Origin of the sequence: Nocardia aobensis NBRC 100429 (assembly GCF_000308375.1) — a bacterium.
Lineage (GTDB): Bacteria > Actinomycetota > Actinomycetes > Mycobacteriales > Mycobacteriaceae > Nocardia > Nocardia aobensis.
On sequence record NZ_BAFQ01000175.1, the window covers coordinates 1 to 21,941 of the forward strand.

Below are 21,941 nucleotides of genomic sequence, written 5' to 3' on the forward strand. Positions count from 1 at the left end.
GACGGCCGGCTGTTCGCGATCACCGTCGACGGGCGAAATCGTCAGTTGCAGATCGAATTTCGCGACGGCTCCGTCGAAGTCGACCTCCTCGACGGCCAGTCCCGGCAGTTCCAGCCGGGCGGTATCGACGTTCTGGAAGAACAGCGCCACCTGGAACAGCGGATGGTGTGACGGTGCCCGGACCGGATCCAGGACCTCGACCAACCGCTCGAAGGGCAGTTCGGCGTGCGAGAACGCGGCCAGATCCGATTCGCGGACCCGGTCCAGCAGATCGACGAAACTCGTGCCGGGTTCGACCTCGGTGCGCAGCACCAGGGTGTTGACGAACATGCCGACGAGATCGTCGAGCTCACGTTCGCCACGCCCGGCTACCGGAGCGCCCAGGGTGACATCCGTGCTGCCCGACAGCCGCGACAGCAATGCCGCGAAGGCCGCGTGCACCACCATGAACTCCGACGCGTTGCGCGCGCGAGCGATCTCCGACACGGCGCGATGCGTCTGCGCCGGGATCGCGAACGAATACACCCCGCCGACGCCCGAGGGCGTCTGCGGACGCGGCCGGTCCGCGGGCAGGTCGATCCGTTCCGGCGCGTCGGCCAGCGCCGCGCGCCAGAACGCCAGCTGCTGCGCGGCCGGCGACTCGGGATCGTTCTCGTCGCCGAGCAGCTCCCGCTGCCACAGCGCGTAGTCCGCGTATTGCACCGGCAGCGGCGCCCACGCGGGTGCCGCACCCGAGGTGCGCGCCAGGTAGGCGGTCATGAGGTCCCGGACCAGCGGCGCCACCGACGCGCCGTCCGCCGCGATGTGGTGCGTCACCACGACCACCACGTGCACGTCGGGGGCGGACGTCAGCACCGCCATCCGCAACGGCACCTCGGCCGCGACGTCGAATCCGCGCAGCGCGAAGCGGGAGATCCAGTCCACGACAGCGCTTTCGCCGACCTCGACGACCGGCAGATCCGGCACCGTGGACGAGGGCAGTACGTTCTGATGTCCCACGCCGTCCACGGCGGGGTAGACGGTCCGCAGCACCTCGTGCCGGGCGACCACGTCACCCACGGCCGATCGCAGCGCCGTCAGGTCCAGCGCACCCGTCAACCGGACGGCGAAGGGAATGTTGTTGGCCGGGGAGGCGGTGTCGAACTGGTTGAGGAACCACATCCGCTGCTGTGCCAGCGACAGCGGCACCAGCTCCGGGCGCGGTCCCGCCACCAGCGCGGGACGTTGTGCGGGCGCGACGGCTGCTTCGGCGCGAATCGCCAACTGCTCCACCGACGGCGCCTCGAACAGGTCGCGAACCGCGACCGCCGCGCCGAGCGCGGCGTTCACCCGCGCGACGACCCGGGTGGCGACCAGTGAGTTGCCGCCCAGGGCGAAGAAGTCGTCGTCGCGGCCGACCCGCTCGGCGCCGAGTACATCGGCGAACACTCGGGCGATCGCTTCCTCGACCGGTGTGACGGGTGCGCGGAACTCGCGCTCCCCCAGCACCTTCGGCTCGGGCAGCGCACGCCGGTCCAGTTTGCCGTTCGGAGTCAGGGGCAGCGACTCCAGCACCATGACCACGTCGGGAACCATGTAGCCGGTGAGGAATTCGCCCACCGCCGAGCGCACCGCACCGGGGTCGGCGACCTGCCCGGCCTCCGGGACGACGTAACCCACCAGCCGGTCACCGAGGTCGCGATCGGAGTGGACCACCGCCACGGCCTGACTGATGCCGGGGCAGCGCAACAGCGCGGCCTCGACCTCACCCAGCTCGATACGGAAACCGCGCAGCTGTACCTGTTGATCGCTGCGGCCGGCATATTCCAGGGCGGCCTCACCGTCGAAACCGGCCCAGCGGCCGATATCGCCCGAACGGTACATGCGCGTACCGGGCGCCCCGAACGGATTCGCCACGAACCGAGTCGCGGTCAGACCCGGGCGGCCCAGGTATCCACGCGAAAGCTGGCGTCCCGCGATGTACATCTCACCGGCGACACCGACGGGAGCCGGATGCAGGCGTTCGTCGAGGACGTAGGCTTCCAGACCCGGCAGCGCCTGGCCGATCACGCTGGCCGGATGATCGGCCAGACCCTCGTCGAGCGCCAGGAACGACACGTGCACCGTGGTTTCGGTGATGCCGTACATGTTCACCAGTCGCGGCGCGGACGAACCGTGCCGCTCGTACCAGCGGCCGAGCTGGCGCAGATCCAATGCCTCGCCACCGAAGACGATGTAGCGCAGGGCGAACTTGCCCGCACTCGCCACCGCGGTATCCCCGCCGGTGTGATGCTGCGCGGCGCGATCGGCCTCGGCCAGCTGGTAGAAGGCCGACGGGGTCTGATTCAGCACCGTGACCTGTTCGCGAATCAGCAACTCGCGGAACGCTTCCGGCGAACGCGAGGTCAGGTGATCGACCACGACCACCGCACCACCGGTGGCCAGCGAACACCACAACTCCCACACCGAGAAGTCGAAGGCGAAGGAGTGGAACAGCGTCCACACATCGGTCTCGTCGAAGTCGAACAGCAGCTGGGTGTTCGCGAACAACTCCAGCACGTTGCGATGAGTGACGCCCACGCCCTTGGGCACACCGGTGGAACCCGAGGTGTAGATGACGTAGGCCAGATCGGCCGGGCGCAGCGCGCGCACGCGTTCGCCGTCGGTGATCGGGGCGTCGGCGAAGTTCCCGGTCTCTTCCAGCAGAACCGTCGCCAGTTCCGCGGCGGGCAGTTCCGGCCGCACGGCGGCCGTGGTGAGCACACACGCCGGCTCGGCATCCGACAGCATGAATTCCAGCCGCTGCGCGGGGTAGCCGGTATCGATCGGCAGGTAGGCCGCGCCCGACAGCAGGACACCCAGCAGCGCGACGGGCAACTCCTCGGTGCGCGGAACCGCCACCGCTACCAGGGATTCCGGGCCCACGCCCTGCGCGATGAGCGCGCGCGCCACACGATTGGCACGCCGCAGCAGCTCACCGAAGGTGACGGTGGTGTCGCCGAACCGGATGGCCACCGCGCCCGCGCGCCGCTGCGCCTGCGCCTCGATCAGATCCACCAGCGTCACCGGCGGGACCAGCGCTCCGGGTGAATTCCATTCGTGCAGAACCAGTTCCCGCTCCCCGGGGGCGAGAACATCGACGTCGCCGACGACCGCGGCCGCATCGGCCGCGACAGCGCTCACGATGCGCAGGAAACGATCGGCGAAGTCCTGCACCGTCGCTTCGTCGAACAGATCCGTCGCGTAGCTGAACGACGCCGAGATGCCTTGTGGCACACCGTGTTCGTCGACACGCTCGGCCATGGCGAGCTGCAGGTCGAATTTGGCCGAATCGATCGCCAGATCGACTCCCGACACCGCGAGGCCGGGCAGTTCCAGTTCGGTGCGGGCCAGGTTCTGGAACGTCAGCATGACCTGGAACAGCGGATGCCGGCCGGTCGAACGTGCCGGGTCGAGAATCTCCACCAACCGCTCGAACGGCACATCGGCGTGGCCGAACGCGGCGACGTCGGTGCCACGCACGTCGGCGAGCACCTGTTCGAAACTGCGCGCCGGATCGATCTCGGTCCGCAGCACCAAGGTGTTGACGAACATGCCGATCAACTCGTCGAGCGCCTCGTCGCCGCGGCCCGCGATCGGAGTGCCGATCGCGATGTCGCGCGTACCGGACAAGCGGGCCAGCAGGACCGCCAGGGCGGCGTGCACGACCATGAACAGCGTGGCCTGATGCTCGTGGGCGAGGCGATTCAGTGCCGCGTGCACCGCCGGGTCGATCTCGAAGTCGTGGGTGCCGCCGCGATAGGACGCGACCGCCGGGCGCGGGCGGTCGGCCGGGAGCTCCAATTGCTCGGGCAGCGCGGCGAGTTCGCGACGCCAGAACTCGATCTGCGCGGCGAGCACCGAGTCGGGATCGTCCTCACTGCCCAGCGTTTCCCGTTGCCACAGCGCGTAATCGGCGTACTGGACCGCGAGCGGCGACCATTCGGGGTGACCGCCGCGCGCCCGGTCGAGGTAGGCGGTCATCAGATCGCGGGTCAGCGGGCCCATCGAGAAGCCGTCGCCGGCGATGTGGTGGATCACGCACACCAGCACGTGCTCGGTCTCGCCGAGCCGGAGCACGCGCAGGCGCACCGGCGGCGCGGTCGTCACATCGAAACCGCCGGAGACGGTCTCGGCGACCAGGGCGGCCACTTCGTCCTCGGCCGCCTCGACCAGCGGGATCTGCGGTACCGCACGGGAATCCGAGAGCGGCAGCACCTGCTGGTAGCCCTCGCCGTCGAGTTCGGGATAGACGGTGCGCAGCACCTCGTGGCGTTCCACCAGATCCCGCACCGCGGACCGCAGCGCGTCCACGTCGAGACGTCCGCTCAGCCGCACCGCGACCGGAATGTTGTTGACGGCCCCGGCGGGGTCGAAGCGGTTGAGGAACCACATGCGCTGCTGCGCGTAGGACAGCGGGATACGTTCGGGACGGGTCATCGGCCGCAGCCGCTCCCCGGTTCCGGTTCCGGCGTGGCGTTCCACCTGTTCGGCGAGCGCGGCCACGGTCGAGGCCTCGAACAGCAGCTGCACCGGCACGCGGGCGCCCAGCGCCGAGCCGATCCGGGCCGCCGCCTGGGCGGCCAGCAGCGAATTGCCGCCGAGTTCGAAGAAGTCGTCGTCGGCGCCGACCCGGCCGGGATTGTCCCCCTCGCCGGGGACCAGCAGGGCCGCGAACACCTCGGCGACGATCTCCTCCACCGGGGTGGCGGGAGCGCGGAATTCGCGGGCCGCGAAGGTCGGTTCCGGCAGCCGGGCGCGGTCGAGTTTGCCCACCGGGGTCAGCGGAATCTCGTCCAGCGTCATGATCACCGCGGGAATCATGTACGCGGGCAACGATTCCGCCAGGAAATCGTCCAGGCTCGCGATATCGAGCGCGGCCTCGGAACGCGGCAGCACATACGACACCAGCGCCGTCGCGCCCGAGGGCAGCGTGCGGCCGATGGTGGCGGCGAAATCGATATCCGGATGGGCGGTCAGGGCGTTGTCGATCTCGCCCAGCTCGATGCGGAAGCCGCGAATCTTGACCTGGAAGTCGGAGCGGCCCAGATATTCGATGGTGCCGTCGGATTCGTTGCGGCGCACCAGGTCGCCGGTGCGATACAGCCGTCCACCGGGCCGGCCGGCCTCCGCGCCGAACGGACTGGCGACGAATCGCTCGGCGGTCAGGCCCGGCCGATTCAGATAGCCCTGCGCCAGCGCCGGGCCGGCCAGATAGAGCTCCCCGACCACGCCCGCGGGCACGGGGCGAAGCCGCGAATCGAGAACGTAGGCCCCGATGCCGGAGATCGCCGTACCGATCGTGATCGGCTGTTCGGCAGCCATTTCCGCGGTGGAGGTGGCGAGGATCGTCGCCTCGGTCGGGCCGTAGCCGTTGTAGAAGCGGCGGCCGTCGCGCGCCCAGCGCCCGACCAGCTCGGGACCGAACTTGTCACCCGCGACCACCACGACCTCGAGGTCGGGCAGATCGGCCGGGTCCACCGACTCCAAGGCGCCCGGCGTGATCAGCATGTGCGAAACGCGTTCGCGCCGCAGCAGATCCGCCAGCTCGAAACCACCGAACACATCCGGCGGCGAGACGACCAGGGTCGCCCCCGACGAGAAGGCCAGCAGCAGTTCCAGCACCGAGACGTCGAAGTTGGGCGAGCAGACGTGGAGTACCCGGGCACCCTCGGTCACACCGTAGTGCTCACGCTCGGCCGCGACCAGTCCGCCGAGGCCGGCGTGCGTCACCACGACGCCCTTGGGGCGGCCGGTGGAACCGGACGTGTAGATCACGTAGGCCGGATGCGCTTCGGTGAGCGGGCGCACGCGGTCGGTGTAGGAGATCGGGTGCGCCGGATGCGAGGCGATCCGCTCGGAGACAACCGGATCGTCGAGTTCGAGCCAGTACACGCCGCTGCCCAGCGCACCGCGATACGCGCCCGTGGTCAGGCCGAGGACGGCGCCGGAATCGTCGACGATATGCGCGATGCGATCGGGCGGATAGGCCGGGTCGACCGGCACATAGGCGGCACCCGCCTTGGCGATCGCCCACACCGCCAGCACCGATTCGATCGAGCGCGCGATGCCGATGGCCACCACGTCGCCCGCGCCGATACCGCGCGCGATGAGTTCCCGGGCCAGACGCGAGGACGCCTCGTCCAACTCTCGATAGGTCAGCTGCCGCGCGTCGGCCGGCTCACCGGTCGGATCGAACCGGATCGCTACCGCGTCCGCGGCGGATTCCACCGCAGCGGTCAGCAGCTGACCGAAAAGCGGGCTGCCCGACCGGCGGCGACGACCTCCACGAGCGGAACGGCGGGCAGTATCCATTCGAGTGTCTTCACCTCTCGCGTCCAGCAGGTCCGCACGGTCCAACACCCCCTCGCGCGGTCCGAGCAATCATATAAGGATGGCTGAGCCCCCGGGTTACGGCCGATCTACGGCCGCAACCCGCCGGTTCTCCTAGTTCTCATCGCTGCCAGGGTGCCTCGGTGTTGCACCCCGCGTCGACCTCCGTGACTCTAGTCACAGCCGCACCAGCGGCCGCATGTCACAGCCAGCCGCGGCGGATCGCCTGCACGCCGGCCTGGAACCGGGTACTGGCACCCAGGCGTTCCAGCAGGCTGGCGGTCCGCCGCACCACCGTGCGCCGGGACATGCCCAGCCGCCGGGCGATGGTGTCGTCCGTCGCGCCCAGGCCCATCAGGGTCAGGATGGCCCGGTCGCGTTCGTCCAGCGGCTGGTCGGGGTTCACCGAGATCGGCGCGGCCAGCGACCACAACACCTCGAAGGTGTGCACGATCGCGTCCAGCGTCGGGCAGGCCGCGATGCGCAGGCCCATCGGATCGCCGCGGCGTTCGTCGTGATGCAGCATCAGCGCCGCGCGGTCGTCGTCGGCGATGATCACCTTGAACGGCGGATCGGGCAGGGTGCGTGCCTGCGCTCCGGCGGTATTGGCCTGCAGCGCGAAGCGCAGCCGATCGGGATCCTGATAGATGGTGTCCTGATACAGCGTCTGATAGCGCACGCCCGCCGACATCCGCGCCGAGCGCAGGTCGAACAGCCGCGCGGCGCGCTCTCCCTCGCACAGATACGGGCCCCGGTCGATCATCCGGATCCGGCTGCGCGCGGCCCGCTGCAGATCCTCGAATTCGGCGACCACCTCGCGGGCCTCGTACATCGGGACGACCGTGCCGTCGCCGCGCGTGGTGCGCCGCACCGAGCGGAAGGTCTCGCCCAGCCGGGCCGCAGCCTCGTGCATGCGCGCGGTGTCGGCTTGGCGGCGACGGGATTCGGCCTCCGACAGGGCCTCGGGGGCATGGGCGTCCCAGCGGACGGTGTCGCCGAACTCGATGCGGACCACGGCCTGCATCTCGCAGAGTTCGTCCAGGGCGGCCGCGACGGACTCGCGGGAACACTCCAGGTACTGCGCCAGTTCCGACAGGCTGGAGCGCGGATGCTGCACCAGAGCCGTATAGGCGCGGCCGTGCAAGGATCCGGAATCGAACAACTCGTACAAACCAGTCAATGCATCAACCCCCCGCGGCCGGCCGAGCCGGGCGGCCGACGACAGCGCGGGCGCTATTCGCCCGCCCCCCACGACTGCTGGGACAGGACGACGCCCTTGCTCGCCAGATAGGGAGCCGGATCGATCTTGACGTCGCTGGGATCCCAGATCTCCAGGTGCAGGTGCGGGCCGGTGGAGTTGCCGCGGTTGCCGACGGTGGCGATCACGTCACCGGCGTTCACCCGCTGACCCACGTGGGTGAGGATGTCGTTGACGTGGCCGTACACCGCGGTGGTGCCGTCGTCCTGCTTCACCCGGACCCACAGCCCGAAGCCCGAGGCGGGACCGGCGTCGATCACCGTGCCGTTCTCCACCGAATGAATAGGAGTGCCGATCGAATCGGCGAAGTCGACACCGTAATGCATGGCGCCCCACCGGGATCCGAAGCCGGAACTCACGACCCCGGCCACCGGCCGCACGGCCTGGGCCGGCGCGAGCTGCTGCTGAATCCCCTTCAGCACCTCTTCGGCGTGCGAGAGCGGGCCGGCGACCTCGGGCGGCAGATTCTGCAGGCCGAACGGGGCGGGCGCGGGCGCGGCCACCGGCTGGGCCTGCGGCGCGGCCGGAGTCTCGGCGGCGATCGGGGCGGCGACGGGTGCGGCCTGCTCGGCCTCGTGCGCGGGTTCGGAGGCCGACTTCAGCGCGACCGGTTCGGGAGTGTCGTTGTGGCCGCCGGGCAGCAGGGGCGCGGCGTGCGCGAACTGGGTGGCGGTGCTGATCAGCGCGCCGGTCGCGACCGCGGCGCTGGCGGCGAGCTTCATCCGGTCGCCGGTGCGCGGCTGGGCGCGATGGCGAGTGCGACGCTCGGCCGCGCCGCTAGCGGCGGAGATGTCACCGAGCAGGTCCTGAACGGATACGGAACTGGATGTCTCACGGTGCTGCGGCAAGGCTCGTCCTAGCGTCGATCAACTCGGTGGCGACGCCGGTCGAAACCTGACATTCGGTAACGATTCGGCATCTGTTGTGACGGAAACTGTACTCCGTCGTGACCTTTTCGCAACCTCCGCGACGGAATTCGCAGGTGGAAGGCTGATCTTGGTGCCGCGGGCACCGTTACCGAGGTCCGGGGCCGGGTTCAGACTGAGGGGGTGATCCTCGACAACGTGCGCACCCCGATCGTGCTGGCGCCGATGGCCGGCGGCCCGTCCACCCCGGAACTCGCCGCCGCTGTCGGCGACGCGGGCGGCCTGGGATTCCTCGCCGCCGGCTATCTGAGCGCCACCGATACCGCCGCGCGCATCGCGGCGCTGCGCGAGCTGACCGAAACCCCCTTCGGGGTGAATCTGTTCGTTCCGGGCACGCCCACACCGCCGGAACACTTCGCGGCCTACCTCGACCGGCTGGGCCGCCGCTTCCCGATCGGCGAGGCGCGGTTCGACGCCGACGCCTGGGACGAGAAGCTCGATCTGCTCACCGCCGAGCCGGTCGCGGTGGTCTCGTGCACCTTCGGCTGCCCGTCGGAAGCCGAGATCGAGCGCCTGCATCGCGCCGGAACCGAGGTGTGGGTCACGGTGACCTCGGTGCCCGAGGCGCGGGTCGCCGCCGAGACGGGCGCGGATGTCCTCGTCGTCCAGGGCGCGGAGGGCGGCGGACATCGCGGCGGTTTCGCCGACCGGCCCGAGGAGGACGGCGCCGATCCCCTCACCACCCTCGCGCTGGTGCAGCTGGTGCGCGCCGCGGTCGACACGCCCGTGGTCGCGGCGGGCGGCATCGCCACCGGCGCGGGTATCGCCGCGGTCCTCGCCGCCGGCGCCGCGGCCGCACAGCTTGGCACCGCCTTCCTCCGCTGCCCGGAGGCGGGCACCTCGGCACTGCATCGCGATGCGCTCGCGATCGAGACGCCCACCATGCTGACCCGCGCCTTCAGCGGCCGCCGGGCCCGCGGCCTGCGCAATCAATTCATGCTCGACAACCCCGACGCGCCCGCGGCCTACCCCGAAATCCATTACGCCACCGGACCGTTGCGCGCGCAGGCCCGCGCCGCCGACAACCCCGACGCGGTGAACCTGTGGGCCGGGCAGGCGCACACCCTCGCCGACGCCGTTCCGGCCGCCGACCTGGTGCGCACGCTCACGGAGGAAACGAAAGCCGCTCTGCAATCGGCACTTTCGCGGCCATTCAGGTCTTGTTGACAACGTTTGTCGTTTAGACTCGTGGGACATCACCCGCCATCCCACGAGGAGAGCGTCATGTCATTGGATGTCCCAGCCGCACTGCTCGAACGCGCCGAAAGCGGTCCGGTCAGCGACGAGGAATTCGTCGAATGCGTTCGTACCTCACTGCCCTACGCCTACGAGGTCGTCAGCCGGGTGGCCGCCGACTTGCGTTCCGGCACAGCGGAATTCGCGGACAATCAGGTTCCCCCGCCGGACGAGACGGCCCGCGGCCAACTGCTGCGCGCGATGGCGTCGGATTCGATTCGCGGCAGCCTGGAGCGGCATTTCGGCATCAAGCTCGCCTTCCAGAACTGCCATCGGGTGGCGGCCTTCCCGCTGTCGGCCGTCGGTGGCGACACCTACTCCACCTTCATCTCCACCCGCGCTCAACTGCTCAATCAGAGCCCGGAACTGCGTAACTGCTGAACCGTACGGTTCCGGCGCCGTAGGTGTCCGGCGCCGGAACCGGCGTTACGCTCCGGCGCCCTCACCCCATTCCCGCAGCCGCCGTTTGAGGACCTTGCCGGTGGGGTTGCGCGGCAGTTCATCGATGAACACCACCTCGCGAGGCACCTTGTAGCGCGCGAGGTTGGCCTTCACATGCGCCTTGATCTCCTCCGCGCCGAGGGTTTCGGTGGTGCGGACGACGAAAGCGACCAGCCGGGCGCCGTATTCGTCGTCGGGGACGCCGATGACCGCGGCCTCGCGCACGTCCGGATGCGCGTCGAGCAGTTCCTCGACCTCGGCCGGGAACACGTTCTCCCCGCCGGAGACGATCATGTCGTCGTCGCGCCCGTCGATGAAAAGCCTTCCGGCCGCATCGAAATGGCCGACGTCGCCGGTGGACATCAGGCCGCGGATCCGCTCCTTACCGCCGCCACCGGTATAGCCGTCGAAGGGAATCGCGTTGCGGACGAAGATCCGCCCGGTCGTCCCGGGCGGTACGGGCTCGCCCTGCTCGTCGAGGATCTCGACCACCGCGCCCGCCACCGGTGACCCCACACATCCCGGCTCCTCCGCCAAGTCCTCCGGCGTGGCGATGGTGGCGTAGGCGACCTCGGTGGATCCGTACAGGTTGTAGACGACCGGCCCGAACGCGGCGGTCACGCGCCGGCACAACTCGGCGCCCAGCTGCGATCCGGCGACGAAGACAATGCGCAGCGCCGACAGATCCCGCTCGCGCACCGCCTGCGGACCCGATTCGACCATGCGCGCGAGCATCACCGGCACCACGATCAGCGTGGTCGCACCGTGCTCGGCCATACTGTCGAGCACCCGCTGCGGATCGAATCGCCGCCGGATCACCAGTGTCGAGCCGAAGCCTATGGCCAGCAACGACATTGCGAAGCCGAGGGTGTGGAACAGCGGTGCCGGACATTCGGTCACCTCGCGGGTCCGGAACGGCACCTTGCTGAGAATCGCGCCCAGCGGCTCCAGCGAACGCGGCTCCGATCGCGGCGCGCCCTTGGGCGTGCCGGTGGTGCCGCTGGTCAACAGGATGATCTTGGCGCCGGAACGCGAGATCGGCGGCGTGGCGGGCGAACCCGCGGTGATCAGCGACTCCAGGCTGGAGGTGTGCCCGGTCTCCGACCACGCCCGATAGGCCCCGCGCCGAGGGCTCAGGTCGCCGAGGATGGATTCGTACTCCTCGTCGTACACCAGCAGGTCGGCGCCCTCGCGGGCCGCCACATCCCGCAGTTGCGGCCCGGCGAAATCGGTGTTCAACAAAATGATCCGGGCCCCGCACTTGGCCGCGGCGAAGACCGCGTCGAGCAGGCCGCGGTGGTTGCGGGCCAGAATCGCCACACCCTCGCCGGTACGCAGTCCGCGTTTGCGCCATTCGTTGGCCAGCCGGTTGGAGCGGTCCTCGAGTTCTCGATAGCTCAGCGTGCCGAGTTCGTCGATCACCGCTGCCCGATCGCCGTAGCGGGCGGCGGCCAGCCGCAGCAGCGCGGGCAGCGCACCGTGCCGGAGCAGCGCGTCGCCCGCGGACAGCAAGGTCAACGGCGAGTCGATTCCGACCACGCCACTGCCCACCGCGAGCCGCAGATATTCCAGCTCGGCCCACGCCCGCGCGATCACAGTGCGTAACAGATTCACCGTCATGCTCGAATCCCCCTGCCGCGCCGACTGTCTCGCATCGGATGGCGGTGCACGCCCATTACGCCGGACCTCTCTGTCCCCGCCCGGTGGAGCGGGGTCCGCGAGGAGGCAACGGCTGCGTGGCCACGCGGGCTCCCCTGTCGGGCGCTACAACACCGTCCTTTCGACGGTACGCGCCCTCACCGTAACCCCGCGGCACACTGTCGGTCGACCGGCAGCATGCGGTATCTGCCGACCGCCGGCGTGCGGCCCGCGTCGCTACTTTCCGTGCGCGCGCAACTGGTACAGCCCGCGAGTCTCGGCGACGACCACGCCGTCGGCGTCGGTCACGGTGGCCTCGAGGGTGAAGTCGGCCTTGCCGTTGGCCTCGGCGTCGGTGATCACCCGGGCGATCTCGGACTCCGAGAGCGAAGCCTGGGCCCGCACATCGGTTTTCGCCGGCTTGCGGAAGAAGATCTGCAGATCCTTCACCAGCGGGTAGTACTTGGCGCTGTCGAAGGTGGCGATCGGAATGGCGCCGCCGAGAATTTCCGCGACGGTGAACAGCACGCCGGCGTACATGACGCCGAAGTGGTTGCCGTTGCCCTCGATCGGGACGGTGGTGGCGGCGAATCCGGGCCGCACCTCGAGTGCCTGCACACCCATCTTGTGCGCGATCGGGATGGTGAACTCCAGCGCGCCGTTCACCACATCCGCGAAGGCGGGGGTGTCGTTGTTCGTCCCGGCGCTGCTCGTCTCGGTCATCGCCAACCCTTTCTGCACGTGATCGGACGCCCACCGGACGTCGGTGCTCAGCCTACGACACCTTGTTGACATAGCGCCAACAGATCCCCCACCCGGCCGACTCCGGTGTCCGCGACCCGTTCACACCGCAGCCGCGACCGGATGTTCCGGCCGCGGCTGCGGTATTTCGTGACGCTCTACTTCACAGCGTCGTGACGCTCGATCTCACGGCGTCGTGACGCTCGACCTCACAGCGTCGTGACGCTCAGTTCGCCGTCGGCATACCGAGCCCGCAACCGCTTCTTGTCGAATTTGCCGACGCTGGTCTTGGGCACCTCGTCGATGAAGGTCCAGTGCTCGGGCAACTGCCACTTGGCGAACTTGTCCGCCAGGAAGTCGCGCAATTCGGCCGGTTCGGCGGTCGAGCCCTCTTTGAGGACGATGGCGACCAGCGGCCGCTCGTCCCACTTCTCGTCCGGCACCCCGATCACCGAGGCCTCCGCGACGGCCGGATGCCCCATGATCGCGTTCTCCAGATCGACCGAGGAGATCCATTCGCCGCCGGACTTGATGACATCCTTGGACCGGTCGACCAGCGTGAGGTAGCCGTTGGGCGTGATCTTGCCGACGTCACCGGTGCGCAGCCAGCCGTCGTCGAACTTGTCCGGGTCGACGGACGCGCCCTCGGGTGAGTAATAGGCCCCCGCGATCCACGGGCCGCGCACCTCGAGTTCGCCCACGGCCTCGCCGTCGTTGGGCAGCACCGAGCCGTCGTCGCCGACCAGACGCGCCTGGACCAGGGCCGGGAACCGTCCCTGCGTGTAGCGGTACTCCCATTCGTCCTCGCCCGTCACGCCCTTGGGCGGATGCGCGACGCTGCCCAGCGGGGAGGTCTCGGTCATCCCCCAGGCGTGCAGCAGCCGCACTCCGTGCTTCTCCTGGAAGGCCCGCATCATCGACGGCGGCAGCGCGGACCCACCGACGACCACCTCGCGCAGATGCGTGATGTCCTGCGGCTTCGCCTCCAACTGCGCCAGCACGCCACCCCAGATGGTCGGCACCGCCGCGGCGAAGGTCGGCTGCACCGCGGCCATCATCTCCAGCAGCGGCGCCGGTTGCAGGAAGCGGTCGGGCATCAGCACGCTCGCCCCCGACAGCATCGCGGCGTACGGCAGGCCCCAGGCGTTGGCGTGGAACAGCGGCACGATGGCCAGGACGGTGTCGGAGGAGGTGAATCCCATACTCGCGTTGGTCAGCACCTGCATGGCGTGCAGCACATTGGACCGGTGCGAATACACCACGCCCTTGGGGTCGCCGGTGGTGCCGGAGGTGTAGCACATCCCGGCCGCGGAGCGTTCGTCGATGACCGGGAAATCGTAGGTATCCGGTTGTCCCGCAAGCAGTTCCGTGTAGGAGTGCACCTGCACGCCCTCGGGGGCGGGCAGATCCGCGGCGTTGCCGTTGGCCACGATGACGTGGCGGACGGTCTTCAGCGTCGGCAGATAATTGGCGAACATCGGCAGCAGCGAGCCGTCGACGATCACGACCCGATCCTCGGCGTGATTGGCCACGTAGGTGACCTGTTCGGGGAACAGCCGCAGGTTCAGCGCGTGCAGCACGGCGCCCATCGCGGGCACGGCGGCGTAGGCGACCATATGTTCGTTGTTGTTCCACATGAACGTGGCGACCCTATCGCCCACATCGATCCCCAGCCCCCGCAACGCGTTGGCCAACCGCGCCGATTCCGCACCCAATTCCCGATAGGTCATGGTGCGCACCCCGTCGCCCGTCCACGTCGACACCGTGGCATCGCCGTGGAACGTGGACGCATATCGCAGCAGGGTGGCCAGCGACAGTTGATCGTCCTGCATCGTGCTCAACATCAGTAACCGCACTCCTTCACCGGTGAACGACGTCACACCTGCCGCGAGGATAGCCGAAACCGGACGTAGCGGTTACGGGCCCGACCGGATGGTCCATTTTTCCGCGACACGCGGCGTGAACAGCACAGCCATGGGATGAATCGGCTGCACGTGGCGAACCCCTGATCGCCACGTGCAGCCGTCCCTGCCGTCCGGGTGCACCCGGGTGCGGCAGATCCGTCCCGAAGGGCCGCGGACACGCGACGACACCCCCTGCAGCGCCGTCGAAGCGCCAAATGCCCACCGGGACAGGCTTTTTGAAGAGAAACTGGTATAGATAGTAAATTCGACGGCCCGGAACTGTCCAGCGGAGTCGCCTGTCCGGTCCAGCGGGCGGCAGCCCCGGGCGTGGCCGGAAATATGGATTCGTTGGCCGCTGATCTCTCGGAAACGACCGCCGCGGGCTCTACTCTTCGACTATGACTGCCACGCCATCCATCCTGATCATCGGCGCCGGATTCGCCGGCCTCGGCATGGCGCTGGAATTGCAGCGCGCCGGTATCGACAATTTCACCATCGTCGAGAAGGCCGGCGATCTGGGCGGCGTCTGGCGGGAGAACACCTATCCGGGCGCGGCCTGCGATGTGCCCTCCCCGCTGTACTCGTGGTCGTTCGAACCCAAATCCGACTGGCCGCGCCGCTTTTCCCAGCAGCGCGACATCCACGCGTATATGCGGGCGGTCGCCGAGAAGCACGATCTGCCCCGCAAGATCCGCTTCGGCATCGAGGTCACCGATGCGGAATTCGATGCCGCGCGCGGCGTCTGGCAGGTGCGCACCGCCGACGGCGAGATCCTCACCGCCGATGTCCTGATTCCGGCGGTGGGCCAGCTCTCGCGGCCGGCGATGCCGAACATTCCCGGCATCGACACCTTCACCGGTCCCGCCTTCCACTCCGCCGAATGGGACCACGACGTCGATCTCACCGGTAAACGGGTGGCGTGCATCGGCACCGGAGCCAGTGCGATCCAATACATTCCGGCCATTCAGCCGACCGTCGGACATCTCACCCTCTTCCAGCGCTCCGCGGCCTGGGTGCTGCCGAAATTCGATACCGAATACACCGGCCTGCATCACGCGCTGTTCAGATACTTTCCGCCGAGCCGGTGGGCCGAACGCTTCGCCATCTGGACCTTCTTCGAGGTCATGGCGCTGGCCCTGACCGACGTGCCGTGGATCAAACATCCGGTGATCGCGATCGCCGACCGCCATCGCGCCAATGCCGTGCCCGACGAGCAATTGCGCGCCAAGCTCACTCCGGATTACGCCGCCGGATGTAAACGCGGACTGTTCTCCAACGAGTACTTCCCGGCGCTCGCCCAGCCCAATGTCAGCGTGGAGACCACCGCCATCGAGGCGGTGACGGCGAACGGGATCCGCACCGCCGACGGGGTCGAGCATCCGGTGGACGTGATCATCTACGGCACCGGATTCAAGGGCACCGAATTCCTCGCGCCGATGCACATCTACGGTCTCGGCGGCCGCAAACTGTCCGACGAATGGGCGCCGGAGGGCGCGCGGGCGTTCCTGGGCATGTCGGTGCCGGGCTTCCCGAACCTGTTCATGATGTACGGGCCCAATACCAATGTGGGCTCCGGCTCCATCATCTACATGCTCGAATCACAGGCCCGCTACATCCGGCAGGTGGTGGAGTATCTGTCCGCGAAACCCGGACATTTCCTCGCCGCGCAGCCCGCCGCCGAACAGGCCTGGGACGACTGGTTGCGCAAGCGCCTGGCCGATACGCCGTGGAACTTCTGCTCCAGCTGGTACCGCAACGCCTCCGGCCGCATCACCAACAACTGGCCCGGCGCCACCCTGCTGTTCCGATGGAAGACACGGCGTTTCGACCCGGCCGACTATGCCGAGGGCGTGGCCGGATCCTGATTCAGCACCGCGGCGTTCACAACCGGATGGTGGTGAACACCGCGACCGCGCTGTCCTGCCGGTAGTAGATGTCCGCCGGTGCGTCGGCGAGATGCGCATCGGGGAGCCAGCTGTAGTCGACGGCCCGGAGGGTGAGCGGCCCGGCCGGCGCCGTGAGCTCGACCTCGACCCCCGCGGCGGGCGGCGCGTAGAACCGGACCCCCGCGGCCGGCACCGGTGTGATGTCCCGCCCCGCGACGGTCAGTGAGCGGACCTGCCCGGAATACCGCAGCGCGACGGAGGGGGCCCCGCGCGTGGACCGCAGCCGCAGTCGCACGGTGCGCAGATCCGCCTCGGTGCGATCGGAGAGAATATCGGCCGCCGGACCGGGGAGGTCGTGCGCCGGGGCGGCGCCGACGGCCGCCGCGTCGGTCCACAACTGCGCGAATGCTCCGTGCGGAGAACCGGATTCGACGAATTCTCGCGTCCACCGATCCGGCGCCGCGGTGGAAATCCACTGCGCCTCGCGGCTGTTCGCATCCAGCGCATAGGACAGTTGCGACATCAGCGGATGCCGTGCGTCGAACCGGTCGACCATCGTCCCGGCCGCCGCGAGCGCCACCGTGACGACCACCGCCGCGACGGGGACCAGAACGCCGCGGCGGCTCGGCCACGCATGGGTCAGGGTGAGCGTGAACAACCCGCCGAGAACCAGCACCACGGGCGCGGTGAGATAGGCGGCGGCGGCGATTCCGGTCTGCAATGCCGCGTATGCGGTGCCACCGGCGAATACCGCCGCCGGGACGAGGAACAGGGTGAGCACCGGCAACCGCAGGCGATCGGGCACCGTGAAGGTCAGCACGACGCCGGCGACGGCGGCGAGCGCCGGGATCACCACCATCACACCGGCCGCGGGTGACAGGGCCGTGACCACCGCACCGATCGCCGTCACCGCGCACAGCACACCCACGGCGGTCGCGGCGGGCCCGAACAGCCGCCGCGACAGGGCGTACCAGGCGGCCAGGACGGCCACACAGGCCATCACCACGGCCGCGCCGTAGCACTGCGGCCGGTACGGATCGACGAACAGCGCGCGGTATTCCGGGCGGATCGCCGTGATCGCCGTCCACAACCCGTAGACGACGCCCATTCCGATCGGAACCGCCACCAACGCGGTCGCCGCCGCGCCCAGAGTCCGGCCGATCGTGGCCTCGCCGGTCCGCCGGATCCGCCACACCACCCAGGCCACGAGCAGCACCGAGGCCACCGCGGCCACGACCACCACCCACAGCGGCAGTACCACCAGCGCACCGAACGGCAGCGGGAAATACGCGCGATCCGGCTGATCGGCCGCGGCCCGCAGATCCCGCGCCGCGAATTCGCGCGCCGCGGCGGTGGTGTTGTCACCGAATTGCTGCACAGTGGCGAGGTCGACATGGTCCGGGTCGTCGAACGGGTTGTGGTAGTAGGCATTCCGGCCGGCGAAGGCCCAGTCGAGCACCCGGAAGCCGTGCGGATCGAGCGCCGCGAAATCGGTGGTGCTCCCGGTCTGATCACCGGCCAGGGTCGTGGACAGCGAATCGGTGTTCGGATGCGGAACCCCGGTGACCACGCTGATCAGCCCGGCATCGGGATGACTGAGCCGCCACAGCATCGGCGGACCGCCGGCGCCGCGTGCCTCGTGATTGATCACCACACCGCCGCGCGGATCGGCGGCGCCGGAGCTCGCGAAGGCCTCGGCGCCGAGCAGGCCCACCTCTTCGGCGTCGGTGAACAGCACCACCAGATCGTTGCGCGGCCGCAGTCCGCTCGCCCGCAACGCGCGCACCGTCTCCAGAACGGTCGCGACGCCGGCCCCGTCGTCGTTCGCACCGGGGCCGGGCGGCACCGAATCATAATGCGCGACAAGATAGATCGTGCCGGTCGCGCCGCTGCCCGGCCAACGTGCGACGATATTTCCGGTCTGCCCGAGGACCGCTACCGCACGATGCGGATCCACCGGATACCGGCCCACTCCGTAGCGAACATCGGTGTCCAACCCCAGCTCTCGCAGCTTCCCAACCAGATGGTCGCGCACCCGGTCGTGTTCGGCGGTGCCGACGGGATGCGGCCGCGAGGCGATCTCCCGGATCGTCGCCAGCGCGCGCTCGGCACTGAACTCCCCGGCCGGGGTCGCGACGTCGCGATATCCGTGCGGTTGTTGCTCCCAGGCCGTCGCGATCGCGATCAGGACCAGGACAGCGAAGGCCAGCACACCCGATACTCGACGCCCCATCGTGCGATGGTAACGGCGGCGACGCGCAAATGGCCGCCACGGCAACGGTTTCGATCCGTCCGAGCACAACGGTGGGATCGGCCGATGCGCGGATTAGCCTCGGTCCGATGAGCCTTCCAGTTCCGATCGGGGTGTCGGTGTGGCCGCGACCCGACGCGGCCAACGACGTCGACGAGGTCCTCCGACTCGCCACCGCGGCGCAGCACACCGGGGTGCGCTCGGTGTGGTTCGGGCAGAAATACGATCTCGATGCGCTGACCCTCGCGGCGGTCGTCGGACTCGCCGTGCCGGAGATCGGGGTGGGCACCTCCGTGGTGCCGATCAATCCGCGTCATCCGCTGGTCGTCGCGTCGCAGGCCCAGACCGCACAGGCCGCGTCGGGTGGCCGCTTCCGCCTGGGAATCGGATTGGGCGCTCCGCCACTGGAATCGGCGGCCTTCGGCATCCGGGAGGACAAGCCGGTGCGGCGGCTGCGCGAATATCTGATCGCGCTGCGCCAGGCCATCGAGGACGGCACCGTCGATGTCCAGGGCGAGCGGGTATACGCCCGCCCGCCGATCCCCACGACGGTGCACGGCGGCGGCGATATTCCGCTGCTCGTGGCCGCCATGGGCCCGCTGGCGCTGCGGGCCACGGGCGAGGCCGCCGACGGCGTGCTGCCGTTCCTCGCCGGGCCGCGCACGCTGGAATCACATATCGTGCCCACACTGCAGCGGGCCCGTCCGGCGAATCCGGTGCGGCCGCTGCAGGTGATCGCCGGTGTGGTCGCGGTGGTGACCGATCGCGCCGACGAGGTGCGCGAGACCGCGGCGCAGGCGCTCGGGTTCTACGAGCAATTCGATTCCTACCGCGCGGTTCTCGACCGCGAGGGGGTCGCGCACGCGGTCGATGTGGCGCTGATCGGCGACGAGGAGCACGTCGCCCGCGGCCTGCGGGCATATGTCGACGCCGGTGCCACCGAACTGCAGATCCACCAGACCGATCTCGCCGGCGAGGACGATCAGCTGCGCACCTGGAAGTTGCTGGCCGAACTCACCGCCTGATCATTCGGTGCGAGGCCGGGCGATGACGATCGGGCATTCGACGCTGTGCATCAGCGCCTGACTGGTGGAACCCAGCGTCATTCCGGGAAATCCGCCCTTGCCGTGGCTGCCCACCACGACGAGTTGCGCGGCGGCCGATTCGTCGAGGATGCGCCGCACCGGCCGATCCTCGACGACGACCCGCCGCACCGAAATCGGTTCGTCCGGATCCTCGTGCGCGGCCAGGGCGGCGTCGAGGAGCCGGTTGCCCTCCTCTTCCAGGGCCGCCGGAGAGGGGTAGGCGCCGAACCGCTGCCAGGTGTGCACCACCACCAGATCGGTCCGGCGCCGCCGCGTCTCGTCGACGGCGATCGCGAGAGCCTGTGCGCTGCACGGGGAATCGTCGTATCCGACGAGCACCGGACGTTCGGAACCGAGCAGCGGATCGGCCGGCACCACGGCGACCGTGCCGCGAGCGTGCCGTACCAGCGCGGTGCTGACCGAGCCGAGCAGGCTGCGCTGATATGCCCCGAGCCCGCGGGCGCCGACCACCACCAGGCGGGCCTCGTCGGCCTGGGACAGCAACGCGGGAATGATCGGCGCATCGATGACAGCGGTGTCGATATCGATTTTCGGGGCGATATCGGCCGCCACCCGAGCGGCCTGCGCGACGGCGCGCTGCGCCTGCTCGCGCGAGCGCTCGTGGTAGGCGCGCACGCCCTCGTCCGCGGCACGGTCCTGCGGAACCGGCGGCACCGCCGAGATCACCTCCAGCGGAACCCGGTGCAGCGCCGCGTCATTCGCGGCCCAGCGCGCGGCCCGCAGCGCGTCGTCGGAACTGTCGACTCCCACCACCACGGGCGCCTTCGAGGCCATGCGTCCCACCTTCCGAGCGGTTCACGAGCGTTCCAGGGCGAAGACACCCCCACCCTACCGGCCGCGCTGGTGACAACTGCGATACTGGCCATACTCTGGCGAATGCACCCGACGAAATATCGCTCTGGGAGGCATCATGCAGCACGTTCCCGACCGCTCGACCATCGTCGCGGCCCTGCGGCTGGCCGCCCGCGCCCCGTCCGTGCACAACACTCAGCCCTGGCACTGGGATTTCGACGGGACCCGCCTGCACCTGTTCAGCGATTCCACCCGGCAACTGAAGGTGGCCGATCCGAGCGGGCGGCAGGAGGTGATCAGCTGCGGCGCCAATCTGCACCACGCCCGGATCGCCTTCGCCGAGCAGGGGCATCCGATCACGGTGTCCTACGTTCCCGAGGAAGGGCTGCACGACCTGCTGGCCGTCGCCGAATTCGAGCCGCCGCGCGCGCCGTCGGATCGGGAACGGGCCCTCGCCGCCGCGATCCGCGCGCGCCGCACCGACCGGCTCCCGATGTCGGCGCCCGACCGGCCGGAGCTGGTGCAGCAGCTGCGCGAGGTGGCCGAGATCGACGGTGTGCGGGTGAACGCGGTCGACGATTCGGTGCGTCCGCGACTCGCCGCCGCCTCCGAGCAGACCGCCGCCATGCAGCAGTTCGACACCCCGTACCAGAACGAATTACGGTGGTGGACAGGTAATTTCGATCTTCCCGAAGGGATCCCGTCCTCCGCTCTGCCCACCGCGCGCGAGGCCGCACTGGTCGACGTCGGCCGCGATTTCCCGATCCCGGCCGGAAGTCCGCACCGCACCGGCGAACCCGATCACGCCACCCTGGTGGTGCTCAGCACCGCCGAGAACACCCCGCACGAATGGCTGGCGACCGGCGAGACCCTGTCCACCGCCCTGCTGTCCGCCACAGCCGCCGGACTCGCGACCTGCCCCCTCACCCACATCACCGAAATCCCGGCCGCCGTCCGCGCGATCAGCAGCCTGCTCCCCGACCCCGATCGCATACCCCAGGTACTCATCCGCCTGGGCACCGCACCCCACGACACCTTCGTCCCGCCCACCCCGCGCCGCCCGGTCGAGGATTTCCTGTCGTTGCCGCGGTGAGGCGCGTGACCGCCGGATTCCGCCGTGGACCCGGGCGGTGCGCTACCTCCCGTCGGCGCGGACCACCCTGGCGAACTGGCCACCGGCCCGCCACACGCTAGACTGACCACGCCTGTTCGTCACCCCCGGGAGGCACAGGCACCGTGGACCACCGCGAGGCACGTGCGAAACCCGTTGTGAAACGGGGGCTTTCACACTGTCACGCACGGTTTACGCCCTCGTAGCTCAGGGGATAGAGCACCGCTCTCCTAAAGCGGGTGTCGCAGGTTCGAATCCTGCCGAGGGCACATACCCGCGCGCCGGCCGGCGCGTGTCCAC

The 21,941-nt window shown here is 69.4% G+C and carries 13 protein-coding genes and 1 tRNA gene; 6 read left to right on the forward strand and 8 right to left on the reverse strand.

Annotated features, from left to right (window positions below; all coding sequences use genetic code 11):
* From RJ03_RS22895 to RJ03_RS22905, 3 genes are all read right to left on the reverse strand, one after another.
* Positions 1-6,333, reverse strand: a 6,333-nt coding sequence (locus RJ03_RS22895) for a non-ribosomal peptide synthetase (RefSeq protein WP_036505670.1), incomplete at its 3' end; no start/stop codon positions are given.
* A gap of 220 nt (positions 6,334-6,553) precedes the next feature.
* The gene (locus RJ03_RS22900; protein ID WP_036505659.1) at positions 6,554-7,531 is read right to left on the reverse strand and encodes a helix-turn-helix transcriptional regulator; all 978 of its coding nucleotides are present in this window, start codon (positions 7,529-7,531) and stop codon (positions 6,554-6,556) included.
* A 53-nt stretch (positions 7,532-7,584) separates the two neighbouring features.
* Positions 7,585-8,457 (reverse strand): M23 family metallopeptidase, encoded by an 873-nt coding sequence (locus tag RJ03_RS22905; protein WP_036505660.1) that lies wholly within the window; start codon positions 8,455-8,457, stop codon positions 7,585-7,587.
* Between the two features lie 201 nt (positions 8,458-8,658).
* On the opposite strand from RJ03_RS22905, the gene RJ03_RS22910 reads away from it, so the two are divergent.
* A complete protein-coding gene (locus RJ03_RS22910; RefSeq protein WP_174372341.1) occupies positions 8,659-9,702 on the forward strand; it encodes a nitronate monooxygenase in 1,044 nt (347 codons plus the stop codon).
* A 57-nt stretch (positions 9,703-9,759) separates the two neighbouring features.
* Complete coding sequence (locus RJ03_RS22915; protein WP_030513337.1) at positions 9,760-10,152, forward strand: SCO5389 family protein; 393 nt, start codon at positions 9,760-9,762, stop codon at positions 10,150-10,152.
* Positions 10,153-10,197: 45 nt separating this feature from the next.
* On the opposite strand, the gene RJ03_RS22920 is transcribed toward RJ03_RS22915, so the two are convergent.
* The 3 genes from RJ03_RS22920 to RJ03_RS22930 form a co-directional block, all read right to left on the reverse strand.
* A complete protein-coding gene (locus RJ03_RS22920) occupies positions 10,198-11,832 on the reverse strand; it encodes an acyl-CoA synthetase (RefSeq protein WP_036505661.1) in 1,635 nt (544 codons plus the stop codon).
* Between the two features lie 255 nt (positions 11,833-12,087).
* The gene (locus RJ03_RS22925; protein ID WP_036505662.1) at positions 12,088-12,573 is read right to left on the reverse strand and encodes a PaaI family thioesterase; all 486 of its coding nucleotides are present in this window, start codon (positions 12,571-12,573) and stop codon (positions 12,088-12,090) included.
* A gap of 227 nt (positions 12,574-12,800) precedes the next feature.
* Complete coding sequence (locus RJ03_RS22930) at positions 12,801-14,435, reverse strand: long-chain fatty acid--CoA ligase (protein WP_036505672.1); 1,635 nt, start codon at positions 14,433-14,435, stop codon at positions 12,801-12,803.
* A 458-nt stretch (positions 14,436-14,893) separates the two neighbouring features.
* On the opposite strand from RJ03_RS22930, the gene RJ03_RS22935 reads away from it, so the two are divergent.
* A complete protein-coding gene (locus RJ03_RS22935; RefSeq protein ID WP_036505663.1) occupies positions 14,894-16,360 on the forward strand; it encodes a flavin-containing monooxygenase in 1,467 nt (488 codons plus the stop codon).
* 16 nt (positions 16,361-16,376) lie between these two features.
* Here RJ03_RS22935 and RJ03_RS22940 read toward each other — a convergent pair whose 3' ends face one another.
* Positions 16,377-18,614, reverse strand: a complete 2,238-nt coding sequence (locus tag RJ03_RS22940) for a M20/M25/M40 family metallo-hydrolase (protein WP_083871278.1) — start codon at positions 18,612-18,614, stop codon at positions 16,377-16,379.
* Positions 18,615-18,721: 107 nt separating this feature from the next.
* Between RJ03_RS22940 and RJ03_RS22945 the strand changes: the two genes are divergently transcribed.
* Positions 18,722-19,657 (forward strand): TIGR03564 family F420-dependent LLM class oxidoreductase, encoded by a 936-nt coding sequence (locus RJ03_RS22945; RefSeq protein WP_036505664.1) that lies wholly within the window; start codon positions 18,722-18,724, stop codon positions 19,655-19,657.
* Here the strand turns inward: RJ03_RS22945 and RJ03_RS22950 are convergent, their stop codons facing one another.
* Positions 19,658-20,512 (reverse strand): universal stress protein, encoded by an 855-nt coding sequence (locus RJ03_RS22950; RefSeq protein WP_036505665.1) that lies wholly within the window; start codon positions 20,510-20,512, stop codon positions 19,658-19,660. It lies immediately after the preceding gene.
* Positions 20,513-20,648: 136 nt separating this feature from the next.
* Here RJ03_RS22950 and RJ03_RS22955 point away from each other — a divergent pair, with 136 nt between their 5' ends.
* Entirely contained in the window at positions 20,649-21,623 is a 975-nt protein-coding gene (locus RJ03_RS22955; protein ID WP_036505666.1) for an Acg family FMN-binding oxidoreductase, read from the forward strand.
* Between the two features lie 214 nt (positions 21,624-21,837).
* Positions 21,838-21,910 (forward strand) — tRNA-Arg (locus tag RJ03_RS22960).
* Positions 21,911-21,941: the final 31 nt, after the last annotated feature.